This is a genomic window from Noviherbaspirillum phoenicis (assembly GCF_047237965.1).
Classification (GTDB): domain Bacteria; phylum Pseudomonadota; class Gammaproteobacteria; order Burkholderiales; family Burkholderiaceae_D; genus Noviherbaspirillum_A.
In genome coordinates, this window is sequence record NZ_JBDFLX010000001.1 from 3,145,885 (window position 1) to 3,171,455 (window position 25,571).

The following is a 25,571-nucleotide window of genomic DNA, read 5'->3' on the forward strand; positions in this document are numbered from 1 at the left end:
CGTCTCCCCTGTCTTTCAGCCTTACTTCGCCACCGGCATCGTGAATTCCGCGCCCTTGTCGATCGACTGCGGCCAGCGCTGCATGATGGACTTGTAGCGGGTGTAAAAGCGCACGCCTTCCTCGCCATAGATATGGGCGTCGCCAAACAGCGAGCGCTTCCAGCCGCCGAAGGAATGCCAGGCCATCGGCACCGGGATCGGCACGTTCACGCCCACCATGCCCACCTCGATGCGGCGCGAGAATTCGCGGGCGGTATTGCCGTCCGACGTGAACAGCGACACGCCGTTGCCATATTCATGGGCATTGATCAGTTCCACCGCCGACTTCAGGTCGGGCACGCGCACCACGCACAGCACCGGCCCGAAAATTTCTTCCTGGTAGATCTTCATGTCCGGCGTGACCTGGTCGAACAGGGTGCCGCCCAGGAAGAAGCCGTTTTCATGGCCAGGCACCTTCAGGCCGCGGCCATCGACCAGCAGCCGGGCGCCGGCGCGCACGCCTTCCTCGATATAGCCTTCGATCTTGGCCTTGTGCTGTGCGCTGACCACCGGCCCCATCTCGGCCGCGTCCTCCATGCCGTTCATCACCTTGAGCGACTTCACGCGCGGTATCAGCGCATCGATCAGCTTGTCGGCCACCTGCCCCACCGCCACTGCCACCGAAATGGCCATGCAGCGCTCGCCAGCCGAGCCGTAGGCCGCGCCGATCAGCGCGTCCACCGCCTGGTCGAGATCCGCGTCCGGCATCACCACCAGGTGGTTCTTTGCGCCGCCCAGCGCCTGCACCCGCAACGGCCAGGCGCCCTTGCGGCGCGCCCCTTCGGTATAGATGTATTCGGCGATCGGGGTCGAGCCGACGAAGGACACCGCCTTCACGTCCGGATGCTGGATCAGCGCATCCACCGCCACCTTGTCGCCCTGCACCACGTTGAAGACGCCGTCCGGCAGCCCGGCCTGTTTCAGCAGATCGGCCATCATCAGCGATGGCGACGGATCGCGCTCGGAGGGCTTCAGGACAAAGGTATTGCCGGTTGCCAGCGCCACCGGCGCCATCCACAGCGGCACCATCACCGGGAAGTTGAATGGCGTGATGCCGGCGGTGACGCCCAGCGGCTGGCGCAGCTGCCAGTTGTCGATGCCGCCGCCGATATTGTCGGTGAACTGGGTTTTCAGGAGCTGCGGCACGCCGCAGGCGAATTCAACGATTTCCAGACCGCGGATCACCTCCCCTTTCGCATCCGAAAACACCTTGCCGTGCTCGCGGGTAATCGCCCTGGCCAGGTCGTCATGATGACGTTCTATCAGTTCCTTGAACTTCGACAGGATACGTCCGCGCTTCAGCGGCGCCGTCTCGGCCCAGGCCGGCGCCGCAGCGCTTGCCGCCGCCACTGCCGCATTCACATCGGCCACGCTGGCCAGCGCCACCTGGGCACTGACTTCACCAGTTGCGGGATTGGTTACATCCTGGCTGCGGTCGCCGGTGGATGCCGTGACGGCGCCATTGATGAAGTGCTCGATGCGTGCGGGCTGGCTCATGGAAATCCTCATAAATGATTGATGTTCGGTGGCGCACAGGATAACGATGCCCAACCGGCAAATCCAATGAGTTATGCTGGCGACCAATATAAGGAATTTTTATAAAGCTAAAACTGATGGATTTCAACCAGTTACGTGCCTTCGTCACCATCGCCCATGAAGGAAATCTGACACGCGCTGCCGAGCGTTTGCACCTGACGCAGCCCGCCGTCAGCCTGCAATTAAAGGCCTTGCAAAGCACGCTGGGCCTGCAGCTTTTTCAGCGCACCGCAGCCGGCATGGTGCTGACAGACGATGGCGCCAAGCTTCTTCCCTTTGCCGAGCGGGTGCTGGCCAGCCTGATGGAATTTCGCCAGGGCGCCGATGCATTGCATTCCACCCTGTCCGGCACACTGTCGATAGGAACCATACTCGACCCGGAATTCATCCGGCTTGGCGCATTTTTAAAGCGACTTGTTGAATCTTACCCGCAGTTGTCTACACAACTTCAGCAAGGCATGTCTGGCTCCGTGCTTCAGCAGATCAGGAATGGCGGACTCGACGTTGGTTTTTACCTTGGGATTCCAGGCAAGGAATTCAGTTATCAGGCCCTGACGTCATTTAATTACTACGTTCTGGCCCCACAGGGATGGAAAAACCGGGTCGCCGGCCGTGACTGGAAAGCGCTGGCCAACCTTCCCTGGATCTGGACGCCTCCCGAATCGGCCCATAACCGCCTGCTCACCAGGGTATTTGCCCAGCACAAGGTGTCGCCACACAAGGTGGCGATGGTGGACCAGGAACCATCGATGCTCGATCTCGTGAAATCCGGTGTTGGCCTGGCGCTGACCAGGGATTCCGTTGCATTGCGGGAAGCCCAGGCGCGCGGCCTGGTAATTGCCGACCAGGTCAGCCTGGCAATGGATTTGAGCTTTGTTTGCCTGGCCAGGCGTGCCCAGGAACCCATCATCCAGGCAGTCTTTTCCCTGTTGAAAACCGTTTGGGAACGGTGAAATTCCTTACTTTTCAACAGCTTGGGGTGTGGACAACTCTATGGATATCCGGTTGCCCGCTTGTGCATAAGCGTGGATATTCAAAACTTCCGATTTTTGTTCAGAAGCTATCACGTTAACATACAAGGCTTATCCAGCCCTTATCCCCGACCCAAGTGATTGATTCGAAAGACGTTAACTGACTTACTCACAGAAAAAATCACCGGTTAACACTATTACTAGATTTGTATACAGCTATTTAAGATAAAACCAGATTCGCGGTTTTACGCGTCTTCCGGGCCTTTGAAAGAGATGAAATGGAAAAAAAACCGCACCGATTCGGCATCATCAGCGCCCTGCATGAAGAACAGGCGGGTCTCATTACGCAAATGCGTGACGCCAAAACCATTACGCTAGGCAAGAGAGACTACGTTCAGGGAAATTTATGGGGAATCGACTGCGTCTGCGTGTTGTCCAGGCTTGGAAAAGTTGCTTCATCTGCAACGGCAGCGATGTTGATCGAGCGTTTCGCGGTATCGCATCTTCTATTTACCGGTGTTGCCGGATCCGCCGATCCGGAAGTGAGGGTCGGAGACATCGTTATTGCAAGTGAGCTCGTCCAGCACGACATGGACACGCGCCCGCTTTTTCCGCGATTTGAAATTCCGTTGACTGGACTTTCCCGATTTCCCAGCGATGCAAAAATCAATCGTTATTTATTGGAAGCGGCCAGCCACTTCCTGCAGCAGGACTTGGTGACCGAAATCTCGGAAGAAAACCGGTTTAACTTTAACCTGCAGCAACCCCGCATACACCAGGGATTAATCGCCAGCGGCGATGAGTTCATTGCCGGCGTTGCAAGACTGCAAGAATTAAAGGTGGATTTTCCCGATCTGCTGGCAGTCGAGATGGAAGGCGCGGCGGTTGCCCAGGTATGTCATGAATTTGACGTGCCGTTTTCCGTGATCCGGACAATTTCAGACAACGCCAACGAAGACTCCGCGGTCGATTTTCTTTCCTTCATTCGCCACGTTGCTTCCGTCTATGCATTTCATACGATGCGCAGGCTATGTGCGCTTCTGTCGTGACTGCGTTTGTTAACACCCCTGCGCCAGGTTTACGCCGTTTATTTAATCAAAGCTTTTGTATACGGATAATAGTAGTTGTTAACGCATGCGCAAAATTGTGGATAACAATAAAAATGCATATGAAATCAAACGCTTGGAAATTTCATAAAGCCTGCATAAGCCCTGTATTCAACAGTGGGCGATTCTGTCCAAGAATCCCGTTCCGCTTTCAGCGCGTTTTATCCCCACACCCTGCACAGCTTATCCAAAGCCTTATCCACATCGCGGAGCCTGAATGAACAGGCCATTAACGGTCGTCGTGAGCGGCCTGGGCATCGCGCAGATCATTACCTGGGGCAGCCTTTATTATCCGATTGCGGTGCTGGGCGAGCGCATGCAGCAGGATTTGCAAGTCAGTTCGAACATCCTCTTTGCCGCCTTTACATTAAGTCTCTCCATTTCCGGCCTGGCCGCGCCGGCAGTGGGCAGGCTGATGGAAGCGCATGGCGCCCGCGTGGTGCTGTGCGCGGGTTCGGTGATGGCCATGCTTGCCCTGTGCCTGCTTGCAGCCGCCAGCGGGCCTTTAAGCCTGTTTGCTGCGGCCTTGCTGGCTGGATGTGCGATGTCGGCCTGCTTATATGACGCCGGTTTCATGGCGCTGAACCAGATTGCGGGTGACGCCTATCGCCGTTCCGTTACCGGATTAACCTTGTTCGGCGGTTTTGCCAGCACGGTTTCCTGGCCGGTATCGCAATGGCTGATGGCCATGGCCGGATGGCGCCAGGCCCTGCTCTTCTATGCACTGCTGCAGCTGCTGGTCTGCCTGCCGCTGCACGCCTGCCTGCTGCCCGGGAATGGACGCAAGCCCGGCAGCCTTCCCGACCGTCCCGCGGCCACGGGCCAGGCCCCCCGGATTGCGTGGCTGGCGCTTGCCTTTGCGTCGGGCAGCTTCGTCCTGTCGGTATTGTCAGTCCACCTGATCGGCATGTTCCGCACGTCCGGCCTGAGCGAAGCGCAGGCGGTCATGATTGCCGCGCTGGTTGGGCCGACCCAGGTGCTCGGACGCCTGCTGGAACTGGGCATGGGTCGCAATACGCGCGCGGTCCACGTCGGCACCCTGACATTCGCGGCAATGATATTGGGCATGACAGCGCTTTTCCTGCTGGATGGCTCGACGCGGCTGGCCTATCTGGTTGCCGCGCTGTACGGCATCAGCAATGGATTGATGACCATCGTCAGAGGCATCGTCCCGGCCGAACTGTATGGCCGCCAGGATTACACCACCTTGCTGGGCCGGCTGGCCCGCCCCGCCTTCGTCGCCCGCGCCCTGGCGCCCTTTGGCTTTACCCTGGCGCTGGCAAGCCTCGGGCAGGTCTCCACGATGCGGCTGCTGTTGGCAATCAGCCTGGTGGCCACCGTGGCTTACTGGCTGGCTGTGCGTGATGCCGGGCGCAGGTATATCAAACGGGCGGCGGACTAGCGGTCGCGGCGATGGTCGTCAGGTGTTCGCGCATCCACTTGTGCGCGAGGTTGCGCGCATCGCGCTCGTGCCACAGCATGTCCACATGGACATCAGGCATGTCAAACGGCAGTTCAAGGTCCACCATTTGATCGCCGATGCCAGTCGAAGCGATCAAATGGCGAGGCAGCACCGTAATCAGGTCGGAATTGGCCACCACCTTGCCCGCCGTGAAAAACTGGTTCACGGTGAGCAGGATGCGGCGTTCCCGCCCTATGCGCGCCAGCGCATCATCCACCAGCCCCCGGGCCCGCCCCGAAAAACTGACAAGCAGATGCTTGGCATTGCAATACGCATCCAGCGTCAGCGGCCCCTTGGCCAGCGGATGATCCCGCCGCATGACACAGACATATCTGCCGGAATACAGGCGCTCGTGTCTGATCGGTGTTGCCAGTTCACCGGAAAGCTGCGCCACCACGCCCGGGAAGAAGCCGATGGCCAGGTCGATGTCGGCGCGCAGCAGCATCGGGCGCGGCTCGCGGGTGGTGAGCGGCATCATCCTGATGTTCAGGCCCGGCGCCTCCTTTTCAATCGACCGCATCAGCGGGGGCAACGCCAGCGCGGCGGTTGCGTCGGCCATCGCCAGCCGGAAGGTCGCTGTTGCCTGCGAGACGTCAAACGTATGAGGCGCCACGGCTTCCTGCAATTGGGCGAGCGCCCTGCGCACTGCCGGCCACAGGCTTTCCGCTCTCGGGGTCGGCTTCACGCCATGTGCGGTCCGCACCACGATGTCATCCTTCAGCGCATCGCGAAGGCGACGGATCGCATTGGATACCGCGGGCTGGGTCATCGCCAGGCGACTCGCCGCGCGGGTCAGGTTCTGCTCGCTCATGACCGCATCGAAGACGCGCAAAAGGTTCAGATCGAGGCTCAGGAAGCTCACCTGCCCACCTCTTTTTCGGTCCAAACCTTATTCATGAGAAACATAACGGGTATCCAAACAGAAAATTGGCTTTCGATCTTATGCCTACTTATACTGCATCGCAACAAAAGAGTGTTTTGAAGATTTTTTTTTACAGAATAATTGGTTGGGAGTTGCGTTATGTCGTTCTTGTCTATTGCCTTTCCGCTTGAAGCCGCCGCCTCGTTCGCAGGCGTCGCCGTTGGCGCTGCGCGACCGCTGATCGGCGTAAGCCTGTTTGCCACTTTGCTGCTGGTGTTCAAACCCCTGCTCAAAGGCCTGCTCCAGGCCGTCGTCCTGATGATGGCGCCGCGCAAGTCGCTGGAAGAGCGGCGCATCGCTGCAAAACTGCGCGGCGTTACGATGCTCAACAGCATGGCGTGCAAGTATGACCGCAGCCAGCCTAACCTGGCCGCTGAACTGAGGCAAATTGCATCGCGCGGTTAAGCGATCTGGTTAAGCAATCTTCTCTTCTATTAATAAATCTGGTTGAGTTGGAAACAATCGAAGAAACTTTTGTTTGCGTCAGATGTTTTTTCAGGTTGTCTCCTCCTCCCACTCGGGAAGGTTCGCCCCTCAGGCAGTTGTCTCGAGGGGCATTTTTTATAGCTTTTTTCTTTGCAGTCGACTGAAATTCAGCGACAGCGTCAGCAATCCTACTGCGCCAAGAATGAGAACAGTGGTTGTGCTGCTGTAATCGGCCAGCAGGCCAGCCAATCCGACGCCGACGGACTGCCCGATAAAGAAGCACGATGCAAACGCCGACACCGCGGCGCCACGCCGTTCCGGCGCCATCTGCGTGGCATTGATCTGCAGGGTATTGTGCAGCATGTAAAAGCCCACGCCAGCAAAGAAGCAGCCCGGAAGCGCCCATATCCAGTGCGGTCCCACGCCGATGCCCAGCAGCGACAAGGCGGCGATCATGCCGCCCCAGAGCGTCAGCCCGGCCTCGCCAAGCCGGCGCACCAGCAGTCTTGCCGCCGTGGCAAACAGCACGCCGCCAAACCCGAAGAGCATGACCAGCAGGCCCGCCCTGGACAAGGGCAGGCCGTGGACCACGTGGACATGGGTGGCGATGAACGCAAATGCGCCGTACAGGAAAAGACCTTCGAGGAACACGGTCGCCAGCACGACTCTGGCCCATCTGCCCGACAACACTTGAGAAAACTCGCGCATCATGCGTCGCACGGCAGCGCCTTCTCCCTGTACTGTCTGTCTGGCATGTTCCGGCAACCGTTTGTTCAGGGAAAACAGCTTCAGGCTGATCAGCACAAAGCCGATGGCAATGCCAAGAAACGGAATGCGCCAGTTTAGGTAATCCGCAGCCATTCCACCCACGAATACGCCGGCTGAAACGCCGAGAATCTGTCCGATCAGAAATCTCGCCAGCACCGGTTGCCGTTCCTCATAGGCGATCACATCGCCTATCCATGCCATGGAAAGCGGAATCAATGCAGCCGCTGTGGCGCCGGCCAAAAAACGTGCCGCCAGCAGCGAAGGAAAATTCGGTGCGATTGAGCACAGCAATGCTGTGATCGCACAGCAAGCGCTTGCCCAGGCGATCACGAGATATTTTCCGAACCGGTCACCCAGAGGACCGAAAAATAGTTGCGAGACGCCGTATGCCACTGAAAAACAGGTAATCACATAGGAGGCGCTGGCCAGGGACACGCCAAAATCCGCTGCCAGGCGGGGCAGCTGTGCATCCGTCAGGCGCAGCGACATGCCGCTGCCGAAAGCGGCCAGCGACAGCGCAAGCACAGCGGTGGAAGGAATACTGGTTGCATGTTTCATAAAGTCAGACGGTGGAATTCCTGTAGTCCTATAGCGCCAGGCGGCTGGCGAAATGCCGTGCCTCGCCGCTCAGCGGATCAATGAAGCGCACCGAGCGGGACAACAGCTTCAACGGTGAAGACACATCGTCTGCCTTGCATGGCAAGGCCTGCGGATAAAACGCATCATTGACGATGGGGATGCCCAGGCTGGCCATATGCAGCCGTAGCTGGTGTTTGCGGCCGGTCAGCGGCTCCAGGCGATACAGCACGTGGGCGCCACGGGTTTCGATCGGCGTGATCACGGTTTCCGAATTCGGCTCGCCGGGCACTTCCTGCATCCGGAAAAAAGGCGTGCCGTCCACCATGCGGCTGCGATAGGTCAATGGAAAGCCAACGCCAGGCAGCGGGCCGGCAAGGGCTTCGTACACCTTTCTGACAGCCCTTTGCTGAAACAGCGACTGGTAGTTCCCGCGGCTGGCCGGATCGACTGAAAACAGCATCACGCCAGCGGTTTCCCGGTCCAGTCGGTGGATGGGCGACAGATGTGCGAGCCCGGTCTTGCGCCTCAACCGCACCAGCAAGGTCTCCTGTAGAAATCGTCCGGTGGGCGTCACCGGCAGGAAGTGCGGCTTGTCAACCACAAGCAGGTGCGCATCCACGTGCAATATGGTTTCTTCGAACGGAATCGGGGTTTCTGGCGGCAGCTCCCGATAGTAAAAGATCTTGGCATTCTGCCGGCAGGCCGTGTCGGCCTGCATGGCCCTGCCGCGGTCGTCCACCACCTCGCCACGCGCCAGCCGGCTTTGCCAGACCGCGCGGGAAATGGCCGGAAACTGCTGCGTCAGGAAGTCAAGCAGGGTGCCATTGCATCCTGCCGGCAAAATGACAAAGCTGGGCGCCACGCCATCGCGCATCGGTAGCGTCATGGCACGTCTGCCCTGATTGCCGCCGGCCGATGACGCCTGCAATGGGCCATGTTCAGTAAAGAACCACGGAACGGATCGATTCACCCCGTTTCATCAGATCGAAGCCTTCGTTGATCCGATCCAGCGGCAAGGTATGGGTGATCAGGTCGTCAATGTTGAGCTTGCCTTCCATATACCAGTCGACGATCTTCGGCACATCGGTACGCCCACGCGCGCCGCCAAAGGCGGAGCCCTTCCACACCCTGCCCGTCACCAGCTGGAATGGCCGGGTGCTGATTTCCTCGCCCGCCGCCGCCACGCCGATGATAATGGACTGGCCCCAGCCCTTGTGACAGCACTCCAGCGACTGCCGCATGGTGGTCGTATTGCCTATGCATTCGAAGGAATAGTCGGCACCGCCGTCGGTGAGCTGGATGATGTGATCAACGACGTTCCCGACCTCCTTGGGATTGACGAAATGCGTCATGCCGAATTTGCGCGCCATGGCTTCCCGGTCCGGGTTGATGTCGACACCGATGATCTTGTTGGCGCCAACCATTTTCGCCGCCTGAATCACGTTCAGGCCGATGCCGCCCAGGCCGAACACCACCACGTTCGCGCCCGCCTCCACCTTGGCCGTAAAAAGCACTGCGCCCACGCCGGTAGTCACGCCGCAGCCGATGTAGCAAACCTTGTCGAATGGCGCATCCGACCTGATTTTTGCAACGGCAATTTCCGGCACGACGATATGGTTGGCAAAGGTCGAGGTGCCCATGTAGTGGAAAACCGGTTTGCCGTCGATGGAAAACCGTGAGGTCGCATCCGGCATCAGTCCTTGTCCCTGCGTGGCGCGTATCGCCTGGCAAAGATTGGTTTTCTGCGATAGGCAGAATTTGCACTGGCGGCATTCCGGCGTGTACAGCGGAATCACGTGGTCACCCGGCCGCAGCGATTTCACGTCCGGCCCCACGTCGACCACGATCCCGGCGCCTTCATGCCCGAGAATCGACGGAAAAATTCCTTCAGGATCGGCGCCGGACAAGGTGTAGTAGTCGGTATGGCAGATACCGGTGGCCTTCACCTCGATCAGCACTTCGCCCGCTCTTGGCCCTTGAAGATCAACGTCCTCGATGGTCAATGGCGCACCGGCTTTCCATGCAATTGCTGCTCTTGTCTTCATTCATGATTCCTTTTAATGACGATATTTTTCTTATCGTGTGCTGATGATGTGCTGATAAACGGAAAGTATAAACGATTAACGAAAAATCCGTAGTCGGTGTTCAACCTTAAGTTCTACAAAAGAAAACTATGTTTTTCTCTATTAATCATTTTTCTCCAAATGGATCGAAATGCATAGATTGGACGAATAACGGTTTTCCGTACACATTTTGTGAGGCGACGATGATGAACAAAAAATGCACTGCATTTCATCCTGAAAAAAAATTGCAGAAAAACCACTCTCATGTATTTCGGTTTAGAAAATTGCCCATCTGCATGACCCTAAGCTGCATCTTCTCATCGAACGCCTATGCATTACCCCAGAACCCCACGGTCGCATTTGGCGACGTGGGGATCACTTCTTCGAATAATTCGCTTGCAATCAATCAGTCCGGTAATAAGGCAGTGATCAACTGGCAGCAATTTAATATCGCACCGGGAGAGACTGTCCGCTTTAATCAGCCGTCGAGTACCGCCATTACCTTGAATCGCGTAACAGGAGTGGACAGTAGTACGATTAACGGTGCATTAATGGCGAATGGCCGAATCTTTATCGTTAATCCGAATGGTGTTTTATTTGGGGAGAATGCCCAAATAAATGTTGGCGGCATCGTGGCCAGTACCCTGGACATCAGCGACGCCGATTTTTTATCCAGCAATTATACATTCCGTAAAAATGGCAATACGCCGCGTTCCGTCGCCAACTCGGGTTCGTTTACGGCTGTCGAAGGTGGTTATGTGGTGATGTTGTCGGATACGGTGAGAAACGATGGGACCATCGATTCTCCGACAGGATCTGTACTCATGGGAGCCGGTGCAGAAGCCACGCTCTATTTCAGCAATCATGCCCTGGTCGGTTATTCGATCTCCAAAGAAACGGCTGCCGCCCTGGTGGAAAATGCAAAAAAAATCAGGGCGCAGGGAGGTACGGTTTCTTTGGTTGCCAGAGGCGCAAACAGCCTGGACCAGGCTCAAAGCGCTGTCGTCAACAACACAGGCATCATTGAAGCCCAGGCATTGAAAAACAAGGCAGGAAAAATAGAATTATCGGCAGACATGCATAGCGGACGTGTCTCCGTCAACGGCACGCTGGACGTATCAGGTGTGGATTACCAGGGTGGAGAGATAAGCACTTCGGCCGCCACTGTGAATGTCGATCCAGATGCCGTCATTAATGCCAATGGCGCAGCGGGAAAGAACGGCGCCTGGACAGTCAATGCCGGAAATGCAACGATTGGCGAAGGTTGGGGCAATATCCACCAGAATGCACTGGATCGGGCTCTGCAAAAAGGCAAGGTCATTATCAACGCACTTGGGACCGGAGCAGATGGCACAGGGAACCTCGTCGTCGATAAACCGATATTCTCTTCAGCTGCAAACAAGCTTTCCCTTAAGGCAGTAGGCGATATTTCCATTAATGAGGCGGTATCTGTCGGAGCAGGCGGCTTGCTGGCCTATGCCGATATTGCTGGCTCCGGAAAGGGAAGCGTGAAATTCTCAGGGCCAGGGAAATTAAGCGCGGAAAACAATGGCGCAATTGACTTGTACACCAATGTTGCCAGCTATACAGACACCACGATGTACAACGGGTTCATCACGACGCCATACAATTTATGGATGCTGGTGAATAACGTCGATCAACTTCAGAAAATCAGTACGAATCTTTCCGGTCAATATGCGCTGGGCCGTGATATCGATGCGAGCGAAACCAGGAACTGGAATGGAGGCGCCGGCTTTACGCCTATAGGAGCGTCATATTTAAATCCATTTGTCGGGAAGCTGGACGGCATGAATCGCACAATATCCAATCTCTACATCAACAGGCCGACCACGGATTATGTCGGCCTTATCGGTAAATCTGAAGGTGAAATCAGGAACCTGGGCTTGATCAATGCATACGTCCGTGGAAGCGACACGGTCGGTACATTCATTGGAGATAACGATGGTGGCGTTCTCGCCAATGTGTATGCAACCGGCTATGTGCGCGCGGAAGGCGATCCAAACATCATGACCTCCGGTAGAACGCTTTTCACGGGTGGACTGGTCGGCTCAAATAGTATGGGGACGAAAGACGGTGGTCTTGTTAGGGGCCAGATTATCGACGCTTATAGCGACGTCACTGTCTCCGGAAACAGCGGCTTGGGCGGGATTGTCGGCTTCAATATGGGATCTGTGGAACGGGTTTTTGCGACAGGAAAAATTGAGTTGACTGGTGATACCAGCGCATCAGTATCAGGCGGCATAGCTGGAACAAATTTCTACGGCGGAAGGATCAGTAACGCTTACTGGTCCAATGACACCACTGGACAGTCAACTGTCACTGGATTGAATTTCGGCGATATCGACACTGCGAGTATCAACAGGAAACTGACGTATAGCGATTTGAAAACAGCCACTCTCGAACCTGAATTCGCGGATAAATGGTATCGATACGATGGTTATTCCCTGCCGCTTCTGAAATCGTTTCTGAAACCGATTACCGTTTATTCACTGGATCAGGATATAAGCAAGGTTTACGATGGGCAATCGGTTTCTCCTGCCGGAAAATATTACTTTTCCGATCAAAACATCAATGCCGCAGCGGTGCAATTTTCGCCTGCCCCCATATCTGAATCATGGGGAGATGCTGGATCCTATTCAAAAATTGCATACAGAGACGTCTGGTCGAACCAGCAGGGTTATCTGATCGAAAAGCCGATGGTAAAGGATTCAGTAACAGTCGAAATAAATCAGCGGCCTATCGTTGTAAAGGCTGTTGCCGATGATCGCATTTTCGATGGATCAAGCAGTTCCGGTTTGCTTCCTGAATTGCCGGGATCCGCTTCGACCAGCAATTATGGCTTGGCGATTGATGAAAGGCTGGTTGCCAATCAGGTATTTGATTCGAGTGAAGTAGGAAATCGAACGCTGCAGGTAAAAGACGTCAATATATTTGACAAAAATGGCAGGGATGTGACGGCGAATTACAAAATTGCCAAACTGGATACGAAAGGTGTTATTCGGGAAAAATCCAATCCGGAAAACCCGGACAATAATAGCGGCAGTGGGGGAAGCCAGGGTGGAAATATCGGTAACGGTGGAGATCAAACAGGCAACAGCGGCAACAACGGCAACAACGGCAATAGCGGCAACAACGGCAACAACGGCAATAGCGGCAATAGCGGCAATAGCGGCAATAGCGGCAATAGCGGCAATAGCGGCAATAGCGGCAATAGCGGCAATAGCGGCAATAGCGGCAATAGCGGCAATAGCGGCAGTGATGGCGGTAATTCCGGAAATCGGGGTGGTAATGCCAACAATGGCGGCAATCAGGGAAATAACTTGGGAAATTCTTCCGGCCAGACTCCACAGACTCCAGCCGGCCCTGATCAGGCCAATAGCGGCGGCAATCGAGATGTGCCGTCATCCAATGATTCGAGCAATGGCGGCACCATCGTTGACAATAGTGGTAATGGCAGTAATCAAGGCCGCGATAATGCTCTCAATACCAACCCGTTGGATCAATTTGTCAGATCGAGTAATTCTCTTGTCTGGCAAAATGTGGACGACGAGCAAACACAGAAGTCGCGTCAAATCCGAAAGATGGGCCGCAATAACGTGGTGCTGACGTTGAAGGACCAAGGCATTAATATTCCTGCTGAGTAAAATGAATTTTTTTTAAATGAGCAGCGCTGATATGGTTTTGTCAGCGCAGACTCATTGTTTTCGCCGTTTGAGCCATTTATAGTCCGGATGCGGATCGGCCGCTCCAGCATGGCCGACTGAATCCGGATTTTCCGAAGACATCACCACGAAGCAAATTCCGTCTCCTGCACGCTGCCTTTGCCGCAATTTTTCCATAAACGCAAGTGCAGCGCGCAAATCAGATTGCGGAAATAGCTCCTGGAAAGGGATACGGGCTTCGTCGCTTATTTCAGTCCAGTAGACCATGTACATTGCAGCTCCGGAGGTAAGTGAGCTTGGCTTCAGGCAGGACAGACTGTTTGTGAACTGGCAAGTTGCACAGATTCTCTAGTCCCTGCATCGAAAGTGGAAGACCAGATGATCGCTTAATTACACCAAAAATTTCCGAGGGAGTATTTTTCTGCTGCTGTTCCTATGAGCGCATTGATGACCTTTTGTCAGCCTTTACATCATCGTCGGATATAGGCTCAAGCATGGACTGCTGACGGATACTGGCTGCAGTCACATTTGCTGCAGCCATTTATTGACAGCTTCCGGGCCGTAGCCAGTAAATGGCTTATGCCCGGTTATGACGTATAGATTGCTTGCGCTATCCACCAGGGGACGCAACTGATTGAATACGGTTTGAGGAGTGAGATTGGTGGTGATTGCGTAGCTACTTGCCGACAGCCTCGCCCATGGAAATTTTTTGATTGCAATGACCAGGTCAGAGTAGGGAGCACCAACCGGGCTGAGGTCATAGACAATGATGAGAACGGCCATGCGGATTCCTGACAGGAGAAAATAAAAAGCGCGGCCAGGTTTCCCCTGCCGCGCTTGTGTGTCTCCTCTACCCGCCTTTTGTTCGCCAGGATTACTCATGGCGTATAGCTTGCCGCTGGAAATGTTTAGCAGGCGCTTAACCAACCGCCTGCTGAACAACTGCGCTACGCCCTTACCTAGTTCCTCAGGCCTTCAGACGCTGTTCCAGCTTGCCCTTGGCAGCTTCCAGTGCCGGCGGCAGCTTGTGCTTGAGCTTGTCAAACAGTTCAGCGTGCAACTTGAGTTCGTCTTCCCAGGCACTGTTATCGATCGAGGTGATCTTTTCGTACTTGTCACGACCGAATTCCAGGCCGTCCCAGTGCATGTCTTCATAGCGTGGCGTGACGCCAAACAGGTGTTCGACGCCGTCCGAAGCCTTGCCCTCGATGCGTTCCAGCATCCACTTCAGCACGCGCATGTTGTCGCCGAAACCCGGCCAGACGAAGCGGCCATTCTCGTCGGTACGGAACCAGTTGACGCAGTAGATACGCGGCAGGGTCGCGCCGGTAGCGCTCAGCTTTTCGCCGATTTCCAGCCAGTGCTGGAAATACTCGCTCATGTTGTAGCCGGCGAATGGCAGCATCGCGAACGGATCGCGGCGCACCACGCCTTGCTGGCCCGTTGCGGCGGCGGTGGTTTCGGATCCCATGGTGGCAGCCATGTAGACGCCTTCAACCCAGTCGCGCGCTTCGGTGACCAGCGGGACCGTGGTCGAACGGCGGCCACCGAAAATGAAGGCCGAGATCGGCACGCCGGCTGGGTTGTCCCAGGACGGGTCGAGCACCGGGTTGCTGGTGGCCGAAACGGTGAAGCGCGCGTTCGGGTGGGCTGCCTTGCGGCCGGTTTCCTTGGCGATTGCAGGCGTCCAGTCCTTGCCCTGCCAGTCGATCAGGTGCGCCGGCGGCTCTTTGGTCATGCCTTCCCACCAGACGTCGCCGTCATCGGTCAGCGCGACATTGGTGAAGATTGTGTTGTCCTTCAGCGATGCCATGCAGTTGTAGTTGGTGTCGCTGTTGGTGCCCGGTGCAACGCCGAAATAACCGGCTTCCGGATTGATCGCATACAGGCGGCCGTCGGCGCCCGGCTTGATCCAGGCGATGTCGTCGCCGATGGTGGTGACTTTCCAGCCTTCGAAACCGGCCGGTGGAATCAGCATGGCGAAGTTGGTCTTGCCGCAGGCCGACGGGAAAGCCGCCGCGACATAGTGCTTCTTGCCTTCCGGGTTTTCAACGCCCAGGATCAGCATGTGCTCGGCCAGCCAGCCTTCTTCGCGGCCCATGTTGGAAGCGATCCGCAGCGCGAAGCACTTCTTGCCCAGAAGCGCGTTGCCGCCGTAGCCCGATCCATAGGACCAGATTTCGCGGGTCTGCGGATAATGGACGATGTACTTGGTGGGGTTGCATGGCCACGCCACGTCCTTCTGGCCCGGCTCCAGCGGCGCGCCCACGCTGTGCACGCAAGGCACGAATTCGCCGTCGCTGCCCAGCACCTCGTACACCGCGCGGCCCATGCGGGTCATGATGCGCATGTTGACGGCCACATAGGGCGAATCGGACAGTTCCACGCCGATGTGAGCGATCGGCGAACCGAGCGGGCCCATGGAAAACGGCACCACGTACATGGTGCGACCGCGCATGGCGCCATCGAACAGGCCGTTCATGGTGGCGCGCATTTCGGCCGGGGCCATCCAGTTGTTGGTTGGGCCGGCATCTTCCTTGTTGTCGGTGCAGATGAAGGTGCGGTCTTCAACCCGTGCGACGTCCGACGGGTCGGAGCAGGCCAGGTAGCTGTTCGGACGTTTTTCCGGGTTCAGCTTCTGCATGGTGCCGCCTTCGACCATCAGGGCGCACAGGCGGTTATATTCTTCCTCGGAGCCATCGCACCAATAGATGCTGTCGGGCTTGGTCAGTGCGGCGACTTCCGCGACCCAGCTGATCAGTTTCTGGTGTTTGACGTAAGACGGGGCCTCGACGGCGGTGACGCCGTTCATTACAGGCTGATTCATGAGTACTACCTCCAATGCCAATAAAAAAAATCTGTCCCGGCACGGCAGGATCGTCGCTGTTGCTGGCACAGCAAGGTGCGCCACGGCGGTCTTGTCGAAACGCTAGCAATCTGCCGCGCCGCCCGCGCTGGAAAACAGCGTCAGGCTCAAGGGTGAAAAGCGGACTCTTGCTCAAAATGGTGGGTGATTGTACACCTGTCTTTTTTGCAAATCCAATGACCAAACACAAGTTTGGAGGAAATAGTAGCCGACTGAAATAGTAGGCTATTAATGGATAACATATTGTTTTATTGAAGAATTTTATTCTGGAAATTGCTGCAATGCGCCATTTTTGGTCGTCTTCTGCATTTTCGGTAAAGGCGGGCTATCATTTCCCGCGAAACAATTCTTTTCCTCCCAACGCACTCCCCCGATTCCAGGAATTCTTGATGAAAATTGCAATTCTCGACGATTACCAGGACGCCGTCCGACAGCTCGATTGTTTCCGTCTGCTGGACGGGCATGAGGTCAAGGTGTTCAACAACAGCGCGCGCGGCGTCGGGCAGCTGGCGGTACGGCTGGCGCCGTATGAGGCGCTGGTGCTGATCCGGGAGCGCACGGCGATTTCCAGGGCCTTGCTCGAGAAACTGCCCAATCTGAAGCTCATTTCCCAGACCGGCAAGGTCAGCGGCCATGTGGACGTGGATGCCGCGACGTCGCTCGGCGTGACCATCGTCGAAGGCAGCGGCGATCCCACCGCGCCGGCCGAGCTGACGTGGGCGCTGGTGATGGCAGCCAGCCGCCGCATCACCCAATACAGCGCCAACCTGAAACAGGGACTCTGGCAGACCGCCTCGCTGGCGCCGCAGCATAACCGGCTCGGCGCGGCGTTGAAAGGCAGGACGCTGGGCATCTGGGGTTACGGCAAGATCGGCCGCAAGATGGCGTCCTATGCGAAGGCATTCGGCATGAAGGTGCTGGTCTGGGGGCGCGCGCCCAGCCTGGAGGCGGCGCGCCAGGACGGCCACGGCGCAGCGGCCAGCAAGGAGGAATTCTTTGCGCAGTCGGACGTGCTGACATTGCATCTGCGCCTGAACGACGCCACCCGCGGCATCGTGCAGGCAGCCGACTTGGCCGCAATGAAGCCGACGGCCATCCTGGTCAATACCAGCCGGGCCGAGCTGATTGCGCCCGGCGCGCTGGAAGCGGCGCTGACGCAGGGCCGCCCGGGCCAGGCCGCGATCGATGTGTTCGAGCAGGAGCCGCTGCCGCCCGATTCCCCGCTGCTGCGCATGGAGAACGTGCTGGCCACGCCGCACCTGGGCTATGTGGAAAAGGATGGCTACGAACTGTATTTCGGCGCGGCTTTCCAGAATGTCGTCGATTTCGCCAGGGGCGAGCCGAAAAATGTGCTCAATCCCGAAGCGCTCGAAGGCAAGGCTTCCGGGCCGGCTCAGTAGGTCTTGTAGGGCAGGAACTTGCCGGACAGGACCACATTAACGCGGTCGCCCTTGGGATCTTCCTGCCGCTGGATGTCCATGGAAAAGTCGATGGCGCTCATGATGCCGTCGCCGAATTCCTCGTGGATCAGTTCCTTGATGGTGCTGCCGTAGACATTCACGATTTCATACCAGCGGTAGATCAGCGGATCGGTCGGCACCGCGGTGGCCAGCGATCCCTTGTACGGCACGATCTGCAGCCAGGCGGCTTCCTCGTCGCTCAGTTCGAACAGGTCCTGGGCCGCCGTGGCCTGGGCTTTGGTGAAGGTCATCTGACCCAGGCAGGCTGCCGTGGTCCACTCCTTGCTCTGGCCTATGCGGGTGGCGATGTCGCGCCATTGCAGGCCTTTCCTGACTTTGGCGGCGAGTATCTTGCTGGTGACTTGCATGCGGTCCATGGCTGCTCCTGTGTGGTTGACCGCCCGTTTCAGCAAGAGCCATGCCATAAAATTGCGGGCTGGAAGCGCCAGTGTGGTGCATAGCGGAGCGCCCTGCACAGGGCCAGGGCGCTCTGCGCCCGAACGGCTCAGGCGGCACCAGGATGGATGGCCCCATGACGAGGTGCGGCGCGGTGTCGCAAGCCGGTGCACGGATCGATGTGGCCGGTGTCGTCAAGCCGGGCAGGCGCAAATCGCCTGAAAAGATGAAGGAGAAGCAAGGATGGTGATCGTCAGCGTCAATACCGCCCCTGTGGGCAGCCTGTTCGGCGCGCAGGCGGCGGCGCAACGCCATGTGGCGACCGGTATCCACAAGGCGGCCCGCACCGGGCCGGTGGTGGTGGGACGGCTGGGACTGGACGGCGATGCGCAGGCCGACCGCAGGCTGCATGGCGGTCCGAACAAGGCGGTGTATGCCTATCCGGTCGAGCATTACGCCTTCTGGGAAGCGCAGCGGCGGCGCGCCGGCAAGGGCGACGCGGCGCTGGACTATGGCGCGCTGGGCGAGAACCTGACCATTGAGGGCCTGCTGGAACACGATGTCTGGCTGGGCGACCGGCTGGCGCTGGGGCGGCTGCTGATGGAGGTCAGCGAAGTGCGCACGCCCTGCTTCAAGCTGAATGTGAAGATGGGCCTGGCCAATGCGGCAAGGCTGATGGACCAGAGCGGCGCCACCGGCTTTTATCTCAAGGTGCTGCAGCCGGGCTTGGTCAATGCCGGCTAGACGGCGCGGCTTCTGCCCGGTCCGCGCCAGTTGTCCATTGCGCAGATCAACGAACGTCGTCGGACGGGACGCCAGCCGGATTTATTCTGAGTAGCCGGATCGCCGGCACGCTGGTCCAGAGGCCGGCCCAGCCGGGCGGCCACGGCAGCGCCGGGCCGGCATAGTCCGGCACGCCGCGCCGCACCGCGATCACCGGCAGGCCTTCCGGTTGCGCCTGGCGCTGGTCCCATCCCAGGCTGAAGGCGTAGTCCGGCAGCAGCGCTTCGCATACCATCTCGAACCAGGCCGTATGGTCCTGGTCGCGGCCCAGGGCCTGGGCCATGCCCTGCGGATCGAACCTGGCCAGCGCGCTGCCCAGTTCCTGGGCGTCGGCGCCCGGCGCGTCGCCCCAGCCCATAATGGGATTGAGGTTGTACTCGGCGCCCGACCCATACCAGCCCTCGCGCCACGGCCGCTGCATCCAGTTGCGCGGCCCGGTGAACAGATGCCAGCGCCAGTGCAGGCCGGACGCCTTGGGCCAGCTGTACAAATAGAGCCGCTGGTAGCCGGCGCGGTGCAGTTCACGCACCATTTCCATCAGGCGCGCATGCGGCATCCGCGCCGGCGGCTGGCGCCGGAACAGGATCGGCTCGCCATCCGCGTGCTGCACCTGGTCGGACGACAGGTTCAGGTCCAGCGTACGCCCTTCCGCACCGAAACGCGCCGAGATCCACCCGGTCAACAGGTTGACCGAGGTGATCACGCCATAGCCGCGATAGCGATGGAAAATAACGGTTCCGGGAGCAACGGGTTTCATGTTCGAAAGGGAAAGGAGGGCTTGCAGGATGCCAGTGTAGCGGTATTCGCCGCGTGCCTGACAGGCGAATTTCGCCGGGCGGGAAAAGGCGGATGCCATGCTTTGATTCATGATTCATGCCGGAAATTCCCGACCCGGCAAAATTTTCGCGTGGCCGCGGGTGGGAGCCTGCACGGCAACAGGCTTCGATGCGAAACCTGCGAAAAACGAGGGAGGTGTGGTCGCAGCGACAAGCCAGGGTGGTTCCCCGGACGCAGGCGGCAATACCGAATCGAACCGCTTTCTCGCGCGTTGCAGCCGCCGGTCCTTCTGCCGCGCAGGCTCCTGGACTATGATAGCCGCGGTCTGCCACTTCCTTCTGCCCTGTCATGAGCGTTTGCATCCTTGCCGCCGGCGGCACCTTTGAAAAACACTACGATGAAATCGCCGGCAAGCTGGGCTTTGGCGCCAGCGTGCTGCCGACGGTCATTGCCCGCAGCCGCATCAGCCAGCCGGTGAGGCTGGAGCAACTGCCCCTGCTGGACTCGCTGGACATGCAGGACGCCGACCGCGAGCGCATCCTGCAGGCCTGCAGCCGGGCGCCGGAACAGCGGCTGGTGATCGTTCACGGCACCGATACCATGCCGGAGACCGCGCGCCTGCTGGGGCCGGCGGGGATGGACAAGACCATCGTGATCACCGGCGCAATGATCCCCTATGACATCGCCAATTCGGATGCGCTGTTCAATTTCGGCATGGCCTTCGGCCTGGTGCAAACCCTGCCGGCGGGCGTTTATATTGCGATGAGCGGCCAGGTGTTCAGTTGGGACAATGTGCGCAAGAACCGGGCGCAGGGCGTGTTCGAGACGCTGCAGCCCTGACAGCCAACTTTCAACCCTGACGTTTGATGCTTGCCGCATGGCGTTCACCCGCCAGGCGGCGCGGCAGCCGCATCGGCTGCCTGGTTCCCCGCTCCCTCGCTCCCGCTCCGCCTTGCATCAGGCGTCTGCCCGCTCCTGGAAGTAGCGTAGCGAACGAAACAGCGGCCCGATGGTGAGCACGATCACCGACATCCTGATCACGTGAAAGGCAGTGACGATGGGCACGCCCAGCTGCAGGGTGCGCGCGGTCAGGCTCATTTCGGCGATGCCGCCCGGCGACGTGGCCAGGATGGCAGTGGCCGGGTTGATGCCGCTGACCCAGGCCAGCAGCAGGCCGAATCCGCCCGCCACCAGGATGGCCAGCAATGCGCACAGCGCCACGCTGGCCAGATAGCGCGGCGCGGTGTGCAGGAATTCCGGCGTAAAACGGGTACCCAGGGAAATGCCGATGAACAGCTGGCCGAAATGCGTCATCCATTCCGGCAGCGCAGACAGGTTCACGCCGAAGGCGGTGAGCAGAATCGATACCGCGAGCGGGCCGATCACCCAGTTGTTCGGCCAGCGCAGGCGCCCCAGCAGCAGTGCGCCGCTGGCGGTCAGCAGCACCAGAAGCGCCAGGCCGTCATAGTGCACATCACGGGCGCCGGGAACGAAGGGATCGGCGCCATGCACATCGAGAAACTTGAAGGCGAACGGCACGATGGCCACCACCATCATGATGCGCAGGCTGTGGGCGGCGGCGATGCGGTCGACCGCGGCGCCGTGGTGCTCACCCTGCGCCGCCATTTCCGACGCTCCGCCTACCGCCATGGCGAAGAAGGCGGTGACGCGGTCCACGTCAGACAGCCGGGACAGCAGCCAGGCGCCGGCCAGACCGAGCAGCATCGCAAATGCCAGGCCAGCCACGATCCACACCGCATACGAGGCCAGCACGCCAAGCACCAGCGGCGTGAAATACAGGCCCAGCGCCGTGCCGATTGCCCACTGGCCGCCCTGCCTGACCTGGGCCGGACAGAACAGCGCAATGCCGGCCATGCGGGCAGCGGCGCTTGCGAACAGCGGCCCTATCATCCACGGCAAGGGCGTATGGAGGAGATTGCACAGGCCGGCCGCAGCCAGGCCCAGCAGCAAAGTCAGCAGGAAAGAACGAAGATCGGACGATGAGGCGAACGGCATGGGTCGGGATGAGGTGATCGGGCGTGCGAAATGCGGCCAGCCGGTATTGTAGAGGGCAACAGGGTTTGCGTCCGGACCAGCATTGCAGCCAGGTCAAGATCCGGCGCTGCGCCTGCCGGCTGCGAGCGCGCTGCATGATAATGTTGTGCAATAGCGTGGCGGATTGCTACTCATCGTCGAAGTGTCTGGCATGGGGATGCCGACCAGGTTGCCGAGATGCGCCTTTTCCTCCACGCTGCGCCGCCATGTACCGCAGACATTGATTGCCATAACAGGCACAACGCGACTGTCCCACTTCGTTCAAGGAATGCCATGAATACGCCACGCCAATTCAACCGCAAAGCCAGCGCCTGGCTGATCTCTCTTCTGGTCGCTGCGCTGGCAACGGGTTGCGGCGGCGGAGGCGGCAGCGATGGCGGCGGCGCGGATCGAACGGGCAATTTGCAGCCGGATGGCGTGGTCAGCAACGGCGGCGCGCCGTTCAGCGTTCTCAATGAAGCCGGGGCACCGCGGCAGACCGGCGACATGGCAGCCGATGGCTTCAACTGGTTCAACTTCCGGCGCCAGCAGATGGGCCTGGCGCCCGTTGCGCGCAATGCGCAGGTGGACAAGGCGGCGCTGGCGCATTCGAACTACCAGGCCATCAACGATTTCATTACGCACGATGAAGTGTCCACGCGGCGCGGCTTCACCGGGGCCACCGTATTCCAGCGCCTGCAGTCGGCCGGCTATACCCTTCCTACCAGCAATTACGCCTTTGGCGAAGTCATCTCCGCCACCGGCGACAGGAGCGGCGTCAACGCCGCCGAGGAACTGATCACCGCCATCTATCATCGCTTCGTGATCATGGAACCCAAATTCCTGGAAGCCGGCGCGGGCATTGCCACCGGCAGCAGCGGCTACACCTATTTCACCACCAATTTCGCGACCCGCACCCTGAACCAGGGCGGGCTGGGCAATGGCGGCCTGGTGACCTACCCGTTCAGCGGCCAGCAAAACCTGCCTACCGTGTTCTATTCGAACCAGGAGCAGCCCGACCCGGTGCCGGACCGCAACGAAGTCGGCTATCCGGTCAGCGTCCATGCCGACATCACTTCCACGCTCAAGGTCAGCAGCTTCACCATCAATCCGCGTGGCCGTGCGCCCTTGTCCACCCTGCTGCTGACCTACGACAACGACAAGGAAATCGCCGAACCGTCGGTCGCCGCGATCATCCCCATCGACGTGCTGCAGCCGCAGACCGACTACGACGTGCGCTTCACCGGCACGGTCGACAACGTCGCCGTGGACCGTTCATGGTCGTTCCGCACCCGCTAGTCACGCACCGTCCTACCTTGCCCGGCCGCTGTCCTTGAATACCGACAGCGCTTCCGTCACCCGCCGCGCCTGATCCTGGAGGCTGGCGGCTGCGGCAGCGGCTTCTTCCACCAGCGCGGCATTCTGCTGGGTGACCTGGTCCATGTCGTTGACCGCCTGGTTGACCTGGTCGATGCCCTGGCTCTGCTCCTTGCTGGCCACGGTGATCTCGGCCATCAGCGTGCTGACATGGGTAATGGCCGTGGTCATTTCCTCCATGGTGCGCCGGGCCTGGGTAACCTTGGTCGTACCGCTGTCCACCTTGCTGACCGAGTCGTCGATCAGCGCCTTGATTTCCTGGGCGGCGGCGGCCGAGCGCTGCGCAAGTGCCCGCACCTCGGAGGCCACCACGGCAAAGCCGCGGCCCTGTTCGCCGGCGCGGGCCGCTTCCACCGCCGCGTTCAGCGCCAGGATATTGGTCTGGAAGGCAATGCCGTCGATGACGGAAATGATGTCGACGATGCGGTGCGCCGCCTGGCTGATCTCCTGCATGGTGGCGCCTGCCTCGCCGACCGCCGCGCCGCCGCGCTCGGCAATGCTGCAGGCCTTGCCGGCGAGTTCGCTGGCATTGACCGCATGGCCGGCGTTCTGCTTCACGGTGGAAGCGAACTGCTCCATGCTGGACGCGGTTTCTTCCAGACTGGAAGCCTGCGCCTCGGTGCGGCCGGACAGGTCCATGTTGCCGGCGGCGATTTCGCGGGCGCCCACCAGCATCGTATCCATGCCGGCACGCACGTCGCCGATGATGGAACGCAGATTCACGTTCATTTGCTGCAGGCCCTGCATCAGCTGGCCCATCTCGTCGTCATTGCTGCTGTTGAAGCTGGTCGCCAGGTCGCCGCCGGCAATGGCGCGCGCCGCCTGCACCGCGTCGCGCAGCGGCGCAAGGACGCGGCCATGCAGGCTGGCCCACAAGCCCAGGCAGATCGCCATGCCGGCGATTTCAGCACCAATGCGCCAGCCTGCGTTGCCCTCCATCCAGCCGGATATCGCCAGGCCGGCCAGAAGCAGGTTGAGCGCACCCATGGCCAGGCCGATGCGGGTTGAAAGCCGCAGGCGTGCGAGGGCGGCAAGCCGGCCGCGCCAGCCGCTGCGGACGATGCGGCCATTGCGCACCATCAGTGCGCAGCCCGGGTTTTCACGCAGCGCGCGGTAGGCCGTCTCGGCTTCCCGGACCGCGGCCCGGTCGGGGCGTCCGCGCACCGACATGTAGCCGACGGTCAAGCCGTTTTCGCGCACTGGCGTGACATTGGCCAGTACCCAGTAGTGGTCGCCATTCTTGCGCCGGTTTTTTACCAGGCCGGTCCAGGGACGGTCGTCCTTGAGGGTCGCCCACATGTCGGCGAAGGCTTCGACCGGCATGTCCGGGTGGCGCACCAGGTTTTGCGGGGCGCCCAGCAATTCCTCTTCGGCAAAGCCGCTGACTTCGATGAAGTAGTGATTGACGTAAGTGATGTTGCCGTGGGTATCGGTCTTGGAGACGATCGCCTGGCCATCCTGTAATTCATATTCGCGCTGGGTGACTGGCAGGTTCATCCGCATGGCGTGCTCCCTAATTATTTCTGGTGAGCAATTATCGTATCCACGACGAATGTTAAAAATTGATCTGTATCAATATTTATTGACCATGGGTAACAATTTGCGTGGTGTTGTTGGTAAAAGACAGTTACAGCCCGGTCGCCGTCTTATTTGCGTGACACGTAGTTATTGCCTTCCAGGTAGAACCGCAGCGGTCGTGCCGCCCACTCGCCGGCATAGTCGACGCCGATCCTGGGCCGCTTCACCACCGCAACCGCCTCGCCTGCCGGCCGCGGCAGCACATGCAGCGTCGGGCTGCAGAAGTCGTGGCTGTTCAGGCGCCGGTCTATGCCCATGGCCTTGCACAGCAGACCCGGCCCGCTGGTCTTGCCGTGCAGGTTGCGCACCGGCTCCAGCGCCCGCAGCAGCACCGCGGTGCCCTGCCCTTCGGCCTCGGTGACGATGTTGAGGCAGTGATGCATGCCGTAGATCAGGTAGACATAGGCATGGCCCGGCGGGCCGAACATTACCTGTGTGCGCGGCGTGACGCCCTTGCTGGAATGCGCGGCCAGGTCGCCCACGCCCAGGTAGGCTTCGGTTTCGACGATCCTGCCGACGCGTTCGACGCCGTCGACCCGGTGCACCAGCAGGCAGCCCAGCAGGTCGCGGGCCACCAGCTCGGTGTCGCGATCGAAAAAAGCCCGTGGCAGCCACGGCGTTCCGGCTGGCGAAGCAGCGCTTGCGTGTTCAGACATCCGGTGATGCTGCCATAGAATGCGCAGCCCGGATTTGCACGCACGCATCCAGTGTTGTTAGTTCATGCACCAAAAGTTTGCGTGCCCGC

Annotated in this window: 22 protein-coding genes; 9 read left to right on the forward strand and 13 right to left on the reverse strand. The window is 59.2% G+C overall.

What is annotated here, in order from left to right:
• Window positions 1-21: 21 nt before the first annotated feature.
• Window positions 22-1,536, reverse strand: coding sequence for a CoA-acylating methylmalonate-semialdehyde dehydrogenase (locus ABC383_RS14145; RefSeq protein ID WP_413014790.1), 1,515 nt, complete (start codon window positions 1,534-1,536; stop codon window positions 22-24).
• A 116-nt stretch (window positions 1,537-1,652) separates the two neighbouring features.
• Between ABC383_RS14145 and ABC383_RS14150 the strand changes: the two genes are divergently transcribed.
• From ABC383_RS14150 to ABC383_RS14160, 3 genes are all read left to right on the forward strand, one after another.
• Window positions 1,653-2,528 carry a LysR family transcriptional regulator gene (locus ABC383_RS14150; RefSeq protein WP_413014791.1) on the forward strand — a complete coding sequence of 292 codons (876 nt, stop codon included), beginning with the start codon at window positions 1,653-1,655 and terminating at the stop codon, window positions 2,526-2,528.
• Window positions 2,529-2,824: 296 nt separating this feature from the next.
• Complete coding sequence (locus ABC383_RS14155; protein WP_413014792.1) at window positions 2,825-3,595, forward strand: 5'-methylthioadenosine/adenosylhomocysteine nucleosidase; 771 nt, start codon at window positions 2,825-2,827, stop codon at window positions 3,593-3,595.
• Window positions 3,596-3,869: 274 nt separating this feature from the next.
• Window positions 3,870-5,054 (forward strand): MFS transporter, encoded by a 1,185-nt coding sequence (locus tag ABC383_RS14160; protein WP_413014793.1) that lies wholly within the window; start codon window positions 3,870-3,872, stop codon window positions 5,052-5,054.
• Here the strand turns inward: ABC383_RS14160 and ABC383_RS14165 are convergent.
• Window positions 5,035-5,976, reverse strand: a complete 942-nt coding sequence (locus ABC383_RS14165; protein WP_413014794.1) for a LysR family transcriptional regulator — start codon at window positions 5,974-5,976, stop codon at window positions 5,035-5,037. The two genes, ABC383_RS14160 and ABC383_RS14165, sit on opposite strands and share 20 nt — an antisense overlap.
• Window positions 5,977-6,135: 159 nt before the next feature.
• Between ABC383_RS14165 and ABC383_RS14170 the strand changes: the two genes are divergently transcribed.
• Window positions 6,136-6,441, forward strand: a complete 306-nt coding sequence (locus ABC383_RS14170) for a hypothetical protein (RefSeq protein ID WP_413014795.1) — start codon at window positions 6,136-6,138, stop codon at window positions 6,439-6,441.
• 156 nt (window positions 6,442-6,597) lie between these two features.
• On the opposite strand, the gene ABC383_RS14175 is transcribed toward ABC383_RS14170, so the two are convergent.
• From ABC383_RS14175 to ABC383_RS14185, 3 genes are read right to left on the reverse strand one after another with little or no spacing between them, the layout of a single operon-like run.
• The gene (locus tag ABC383_RS14175) at window positions 6,598-7,788 is read right to left on the reverse strand and encodes an MFS transporter (RefSeq protein WP_413014796.1); all 1,191 of its coding nucleotides are present in this window, start codon (window positions 7,786-7,788) and stop codon (window positions 6,598-6,600) included.
• Window positions 7,789-7,816: 28 nt separating this feature from the next.
• Window positions 7,817-8,695 carry a pseudouridine synthase gene (locus ABC383_RS14180; RefSeq protein WP_413014797.1) on the reverse strand — a complete coding sequence of 293 codons (879 nt, stop codon included), beginning with the start codon at window positions 8,693-8,695 and terminating at the stop codon, window positions 7,817-7,819.
• 52 nt (window positions 8,696-8,747) lie between these two features.
• On the reverse strand, window positions 8,748-9,854 hold the full coding sequence (locus ABC383_RS14185; RefSeq protein WP_413014798.1) for an S-(hydroxymethyl)glutathione dehydrogenase/class III alcohol dehydrogenase: 1,107 nt from the start codon (window positions 9,852-9,854) through the stop codon (window positions 8,748-8,750).
• 221 nt (window positions 9,855-10,075) lie between these two features.
• Here ABC383_RS14185 and ABC383_RS14190 point away from each other — a divergent pair, with 221 nt between their 5' ends.
• Window positions 10,076-13,537 carry a two-partner secretion domain-containing protein gene (locus tag ABC383_RS14190; protein ID WP_413014799.1) on the forward strand — a complete coding sequence of 1,154 codons (3,462 nt, stop codon included), beginning with the start codon at window positions 10,076-10,078 and terminating at the stop codon, window positions 13,535-13,537.
• A 51-nt stretch (window positions 13,538-13,588) separates the two neighbouring features.
• On the opposite strand, the gene ABC383_RS14195 is transcribed toward ABC383_RS14190, so the two are convergent.
• The 3 genes from ABC383_RS14195 to ABC383_RS14205 form a co-directional block, all read right to left on the reverse strand.
• A complete protein-coding gene (locus ABC383_RS14195; RefSeq protein WP_413014800.1) occupies window positions 13,589-13,828 on the reverse strand; it encodes a hypothetical protein in 240 nt (79 codons plus the stop codon).
• A gap of 249 nt (window positions 13,829-14,077) precedes the next feature.
• Entirely contained in the window at window positions 14,078-14,338 is a 261-nt protein-coding gene (locus tag ABC383_RS14200; RefSeq protein WP_413014801.1) for a hypothetical protein, read from the reverse strand.
• Window positions 14,339-14,522: 184 nt separating this feature from the next.
• A complete protein-coding gene (locus tag ABC383_RS14205) occupies window positions 14,523-16,382 on the reverse strand; it encodes a phosphoenolpyruvate carboxykinase (GTP) (protein WP_413014802.1) in 1,860 nt (619 codons plus the stop codon).
• 428 nt (window positions 16,383-16,810) lie between these two features.
• Between ABC383_RS14205 and ABC383_RS14210 the strand changes: the two genes are divergently transcribed.
• Window positions 16,811-17,821 (forward strand): D-2-hydroxyacid dehydrogenase family protein, encoded by a 1,011-nt coding sequence (locus ABC383_RS14210; protein ID WP_413014803.1) that lies wholly within the window; start codon window positions 16,811-16,813, stop codon window positions 17,819-17,821.
• On the opposite strand, the gene cynS is transcribed toward ABC383_RS14210, so the two are convergent.
• Entirely contained in the window at window positions 17,815-18,258 is a 444-nt protein-coding gene (gene cynS, locus ABC383_RS14215) for a cyanase (protein WP_413014804.1), read from the reverse strand. The two genes, ABC383_RS14210 and cynS, sit on opposite strands and share 7 nt — an antisense overlap.
• 262 nt (window positions 18,259-18,520) lie before the next feature.
• Here cynS and ABC383_RS14220 point away from each other — a divergent pair, with 262 nt between their 5' ends.
• Entirely contained in the window at window positions 18,521-19,021 is a 501-nt protein-coding gene (locus tag ABC383_RS14220; protein WP_413014805.1) for an MOSC domain-containing protein, read from the forward strand.
• A gap of 46 nt (window positions 19,022-19,067) precedes the next feature.
• Here the strand turns inward: ABC383_RS14220 and ABC383_RS14225 are convergent, their stop codons facing one another.
• On the reverse strand, window positions 19,068-19,817 hold the full coding sequence (locus ABC383_RS14225) for an L-asparaginase (protein ID WP_413016370.1): 750 nt from the start codon (window positions 19,815-19,817) through the stop codon (window positions 19,068-19,070).
• A gap of 368 nt (window positions 19,818-20,185) precedes the next feature.
• Here ABC383_RS14225 and ABC383_RS14230 point away from each other — a divergent pair, with 368 nt between their 5' ends.
• Window positions 20,186-20,677, forward strand: a complete 492-nt coding sequence (locus ABC383_RS14230) for an asparaginase domain-containing protein (RefSeq protein ID WP_413014806.1) — start codon at window positions 20,186-20,188, stop codon at window positions 20,675-20,677.
• A gap of 117 nt (window positions 20,678-20,794) precedes the next feature.
• Here ABC383_RS14230 and ABC383_RS14235 read toward each other — a convergent pair whose 3' ends face one another.
• Window positions 20,795-21,853, reverse strand: coding sequence for an AbrB family transcriptional regulator (locus ABC383_RS14235; RefSeq protein ID WP_413014807.1), 1,059 nt, complete (start codon window positions 21,851-21,853; stop codon window positions 20,795-20,797).
• 312 nt (window positions 21,854-22,165) lie between these two features.
• Here ABC383_RS14235 and ABC383_RS14240 point away from each other — a divergent pair, with 312 nt between their 5' ends.
• Window positions 22,166-23,170: a CAP domain-containing protein gene (locus ABC383_RS14240; RefSeq protein WP_413014808.1), complete on the forward strand. Its 1,005-nt coding sequence runs from the start codon at window positions 22,166-22,168 to the stop codon at window positions 23,168-23,170.
• 12 nt (window positions 23,171-23,182) lie between these two features.
• On the opposite strand, the gene ABC383_RS14245 is transcribed toward ABC383_RS14240, so the two are convergent.
• Both ABC383_RS14245 and ABC383_RS14250 read right to left on the reverse strand, forming a co-directional pair.
• A complete protein-coding gene (locus ABC383_RS14245) occupies window positions 23,183-24,751 on the reverse strand; it encodes a methyl-accepting chemotaxis protein (protein WP_413014809.1) in 1,569 nt (522 codons plus the stop codon).
• A gap of 143 nt (window positions 24,752-24,894) precedes the next feature.
• On the reverse strand, window positions 24,895-25,482 hold the full coding sequence (locus tag ABC383_RS14250; protein WP_413014810.1) for a DNA-3-methyladenine glycosylase: 588 nt from the start codon (window positions 25,480-25,482) through the stop codon (window positions 24,895-24,897).
• Window positions 25,483-25,571: the final 89 nt, after the last annotated feature.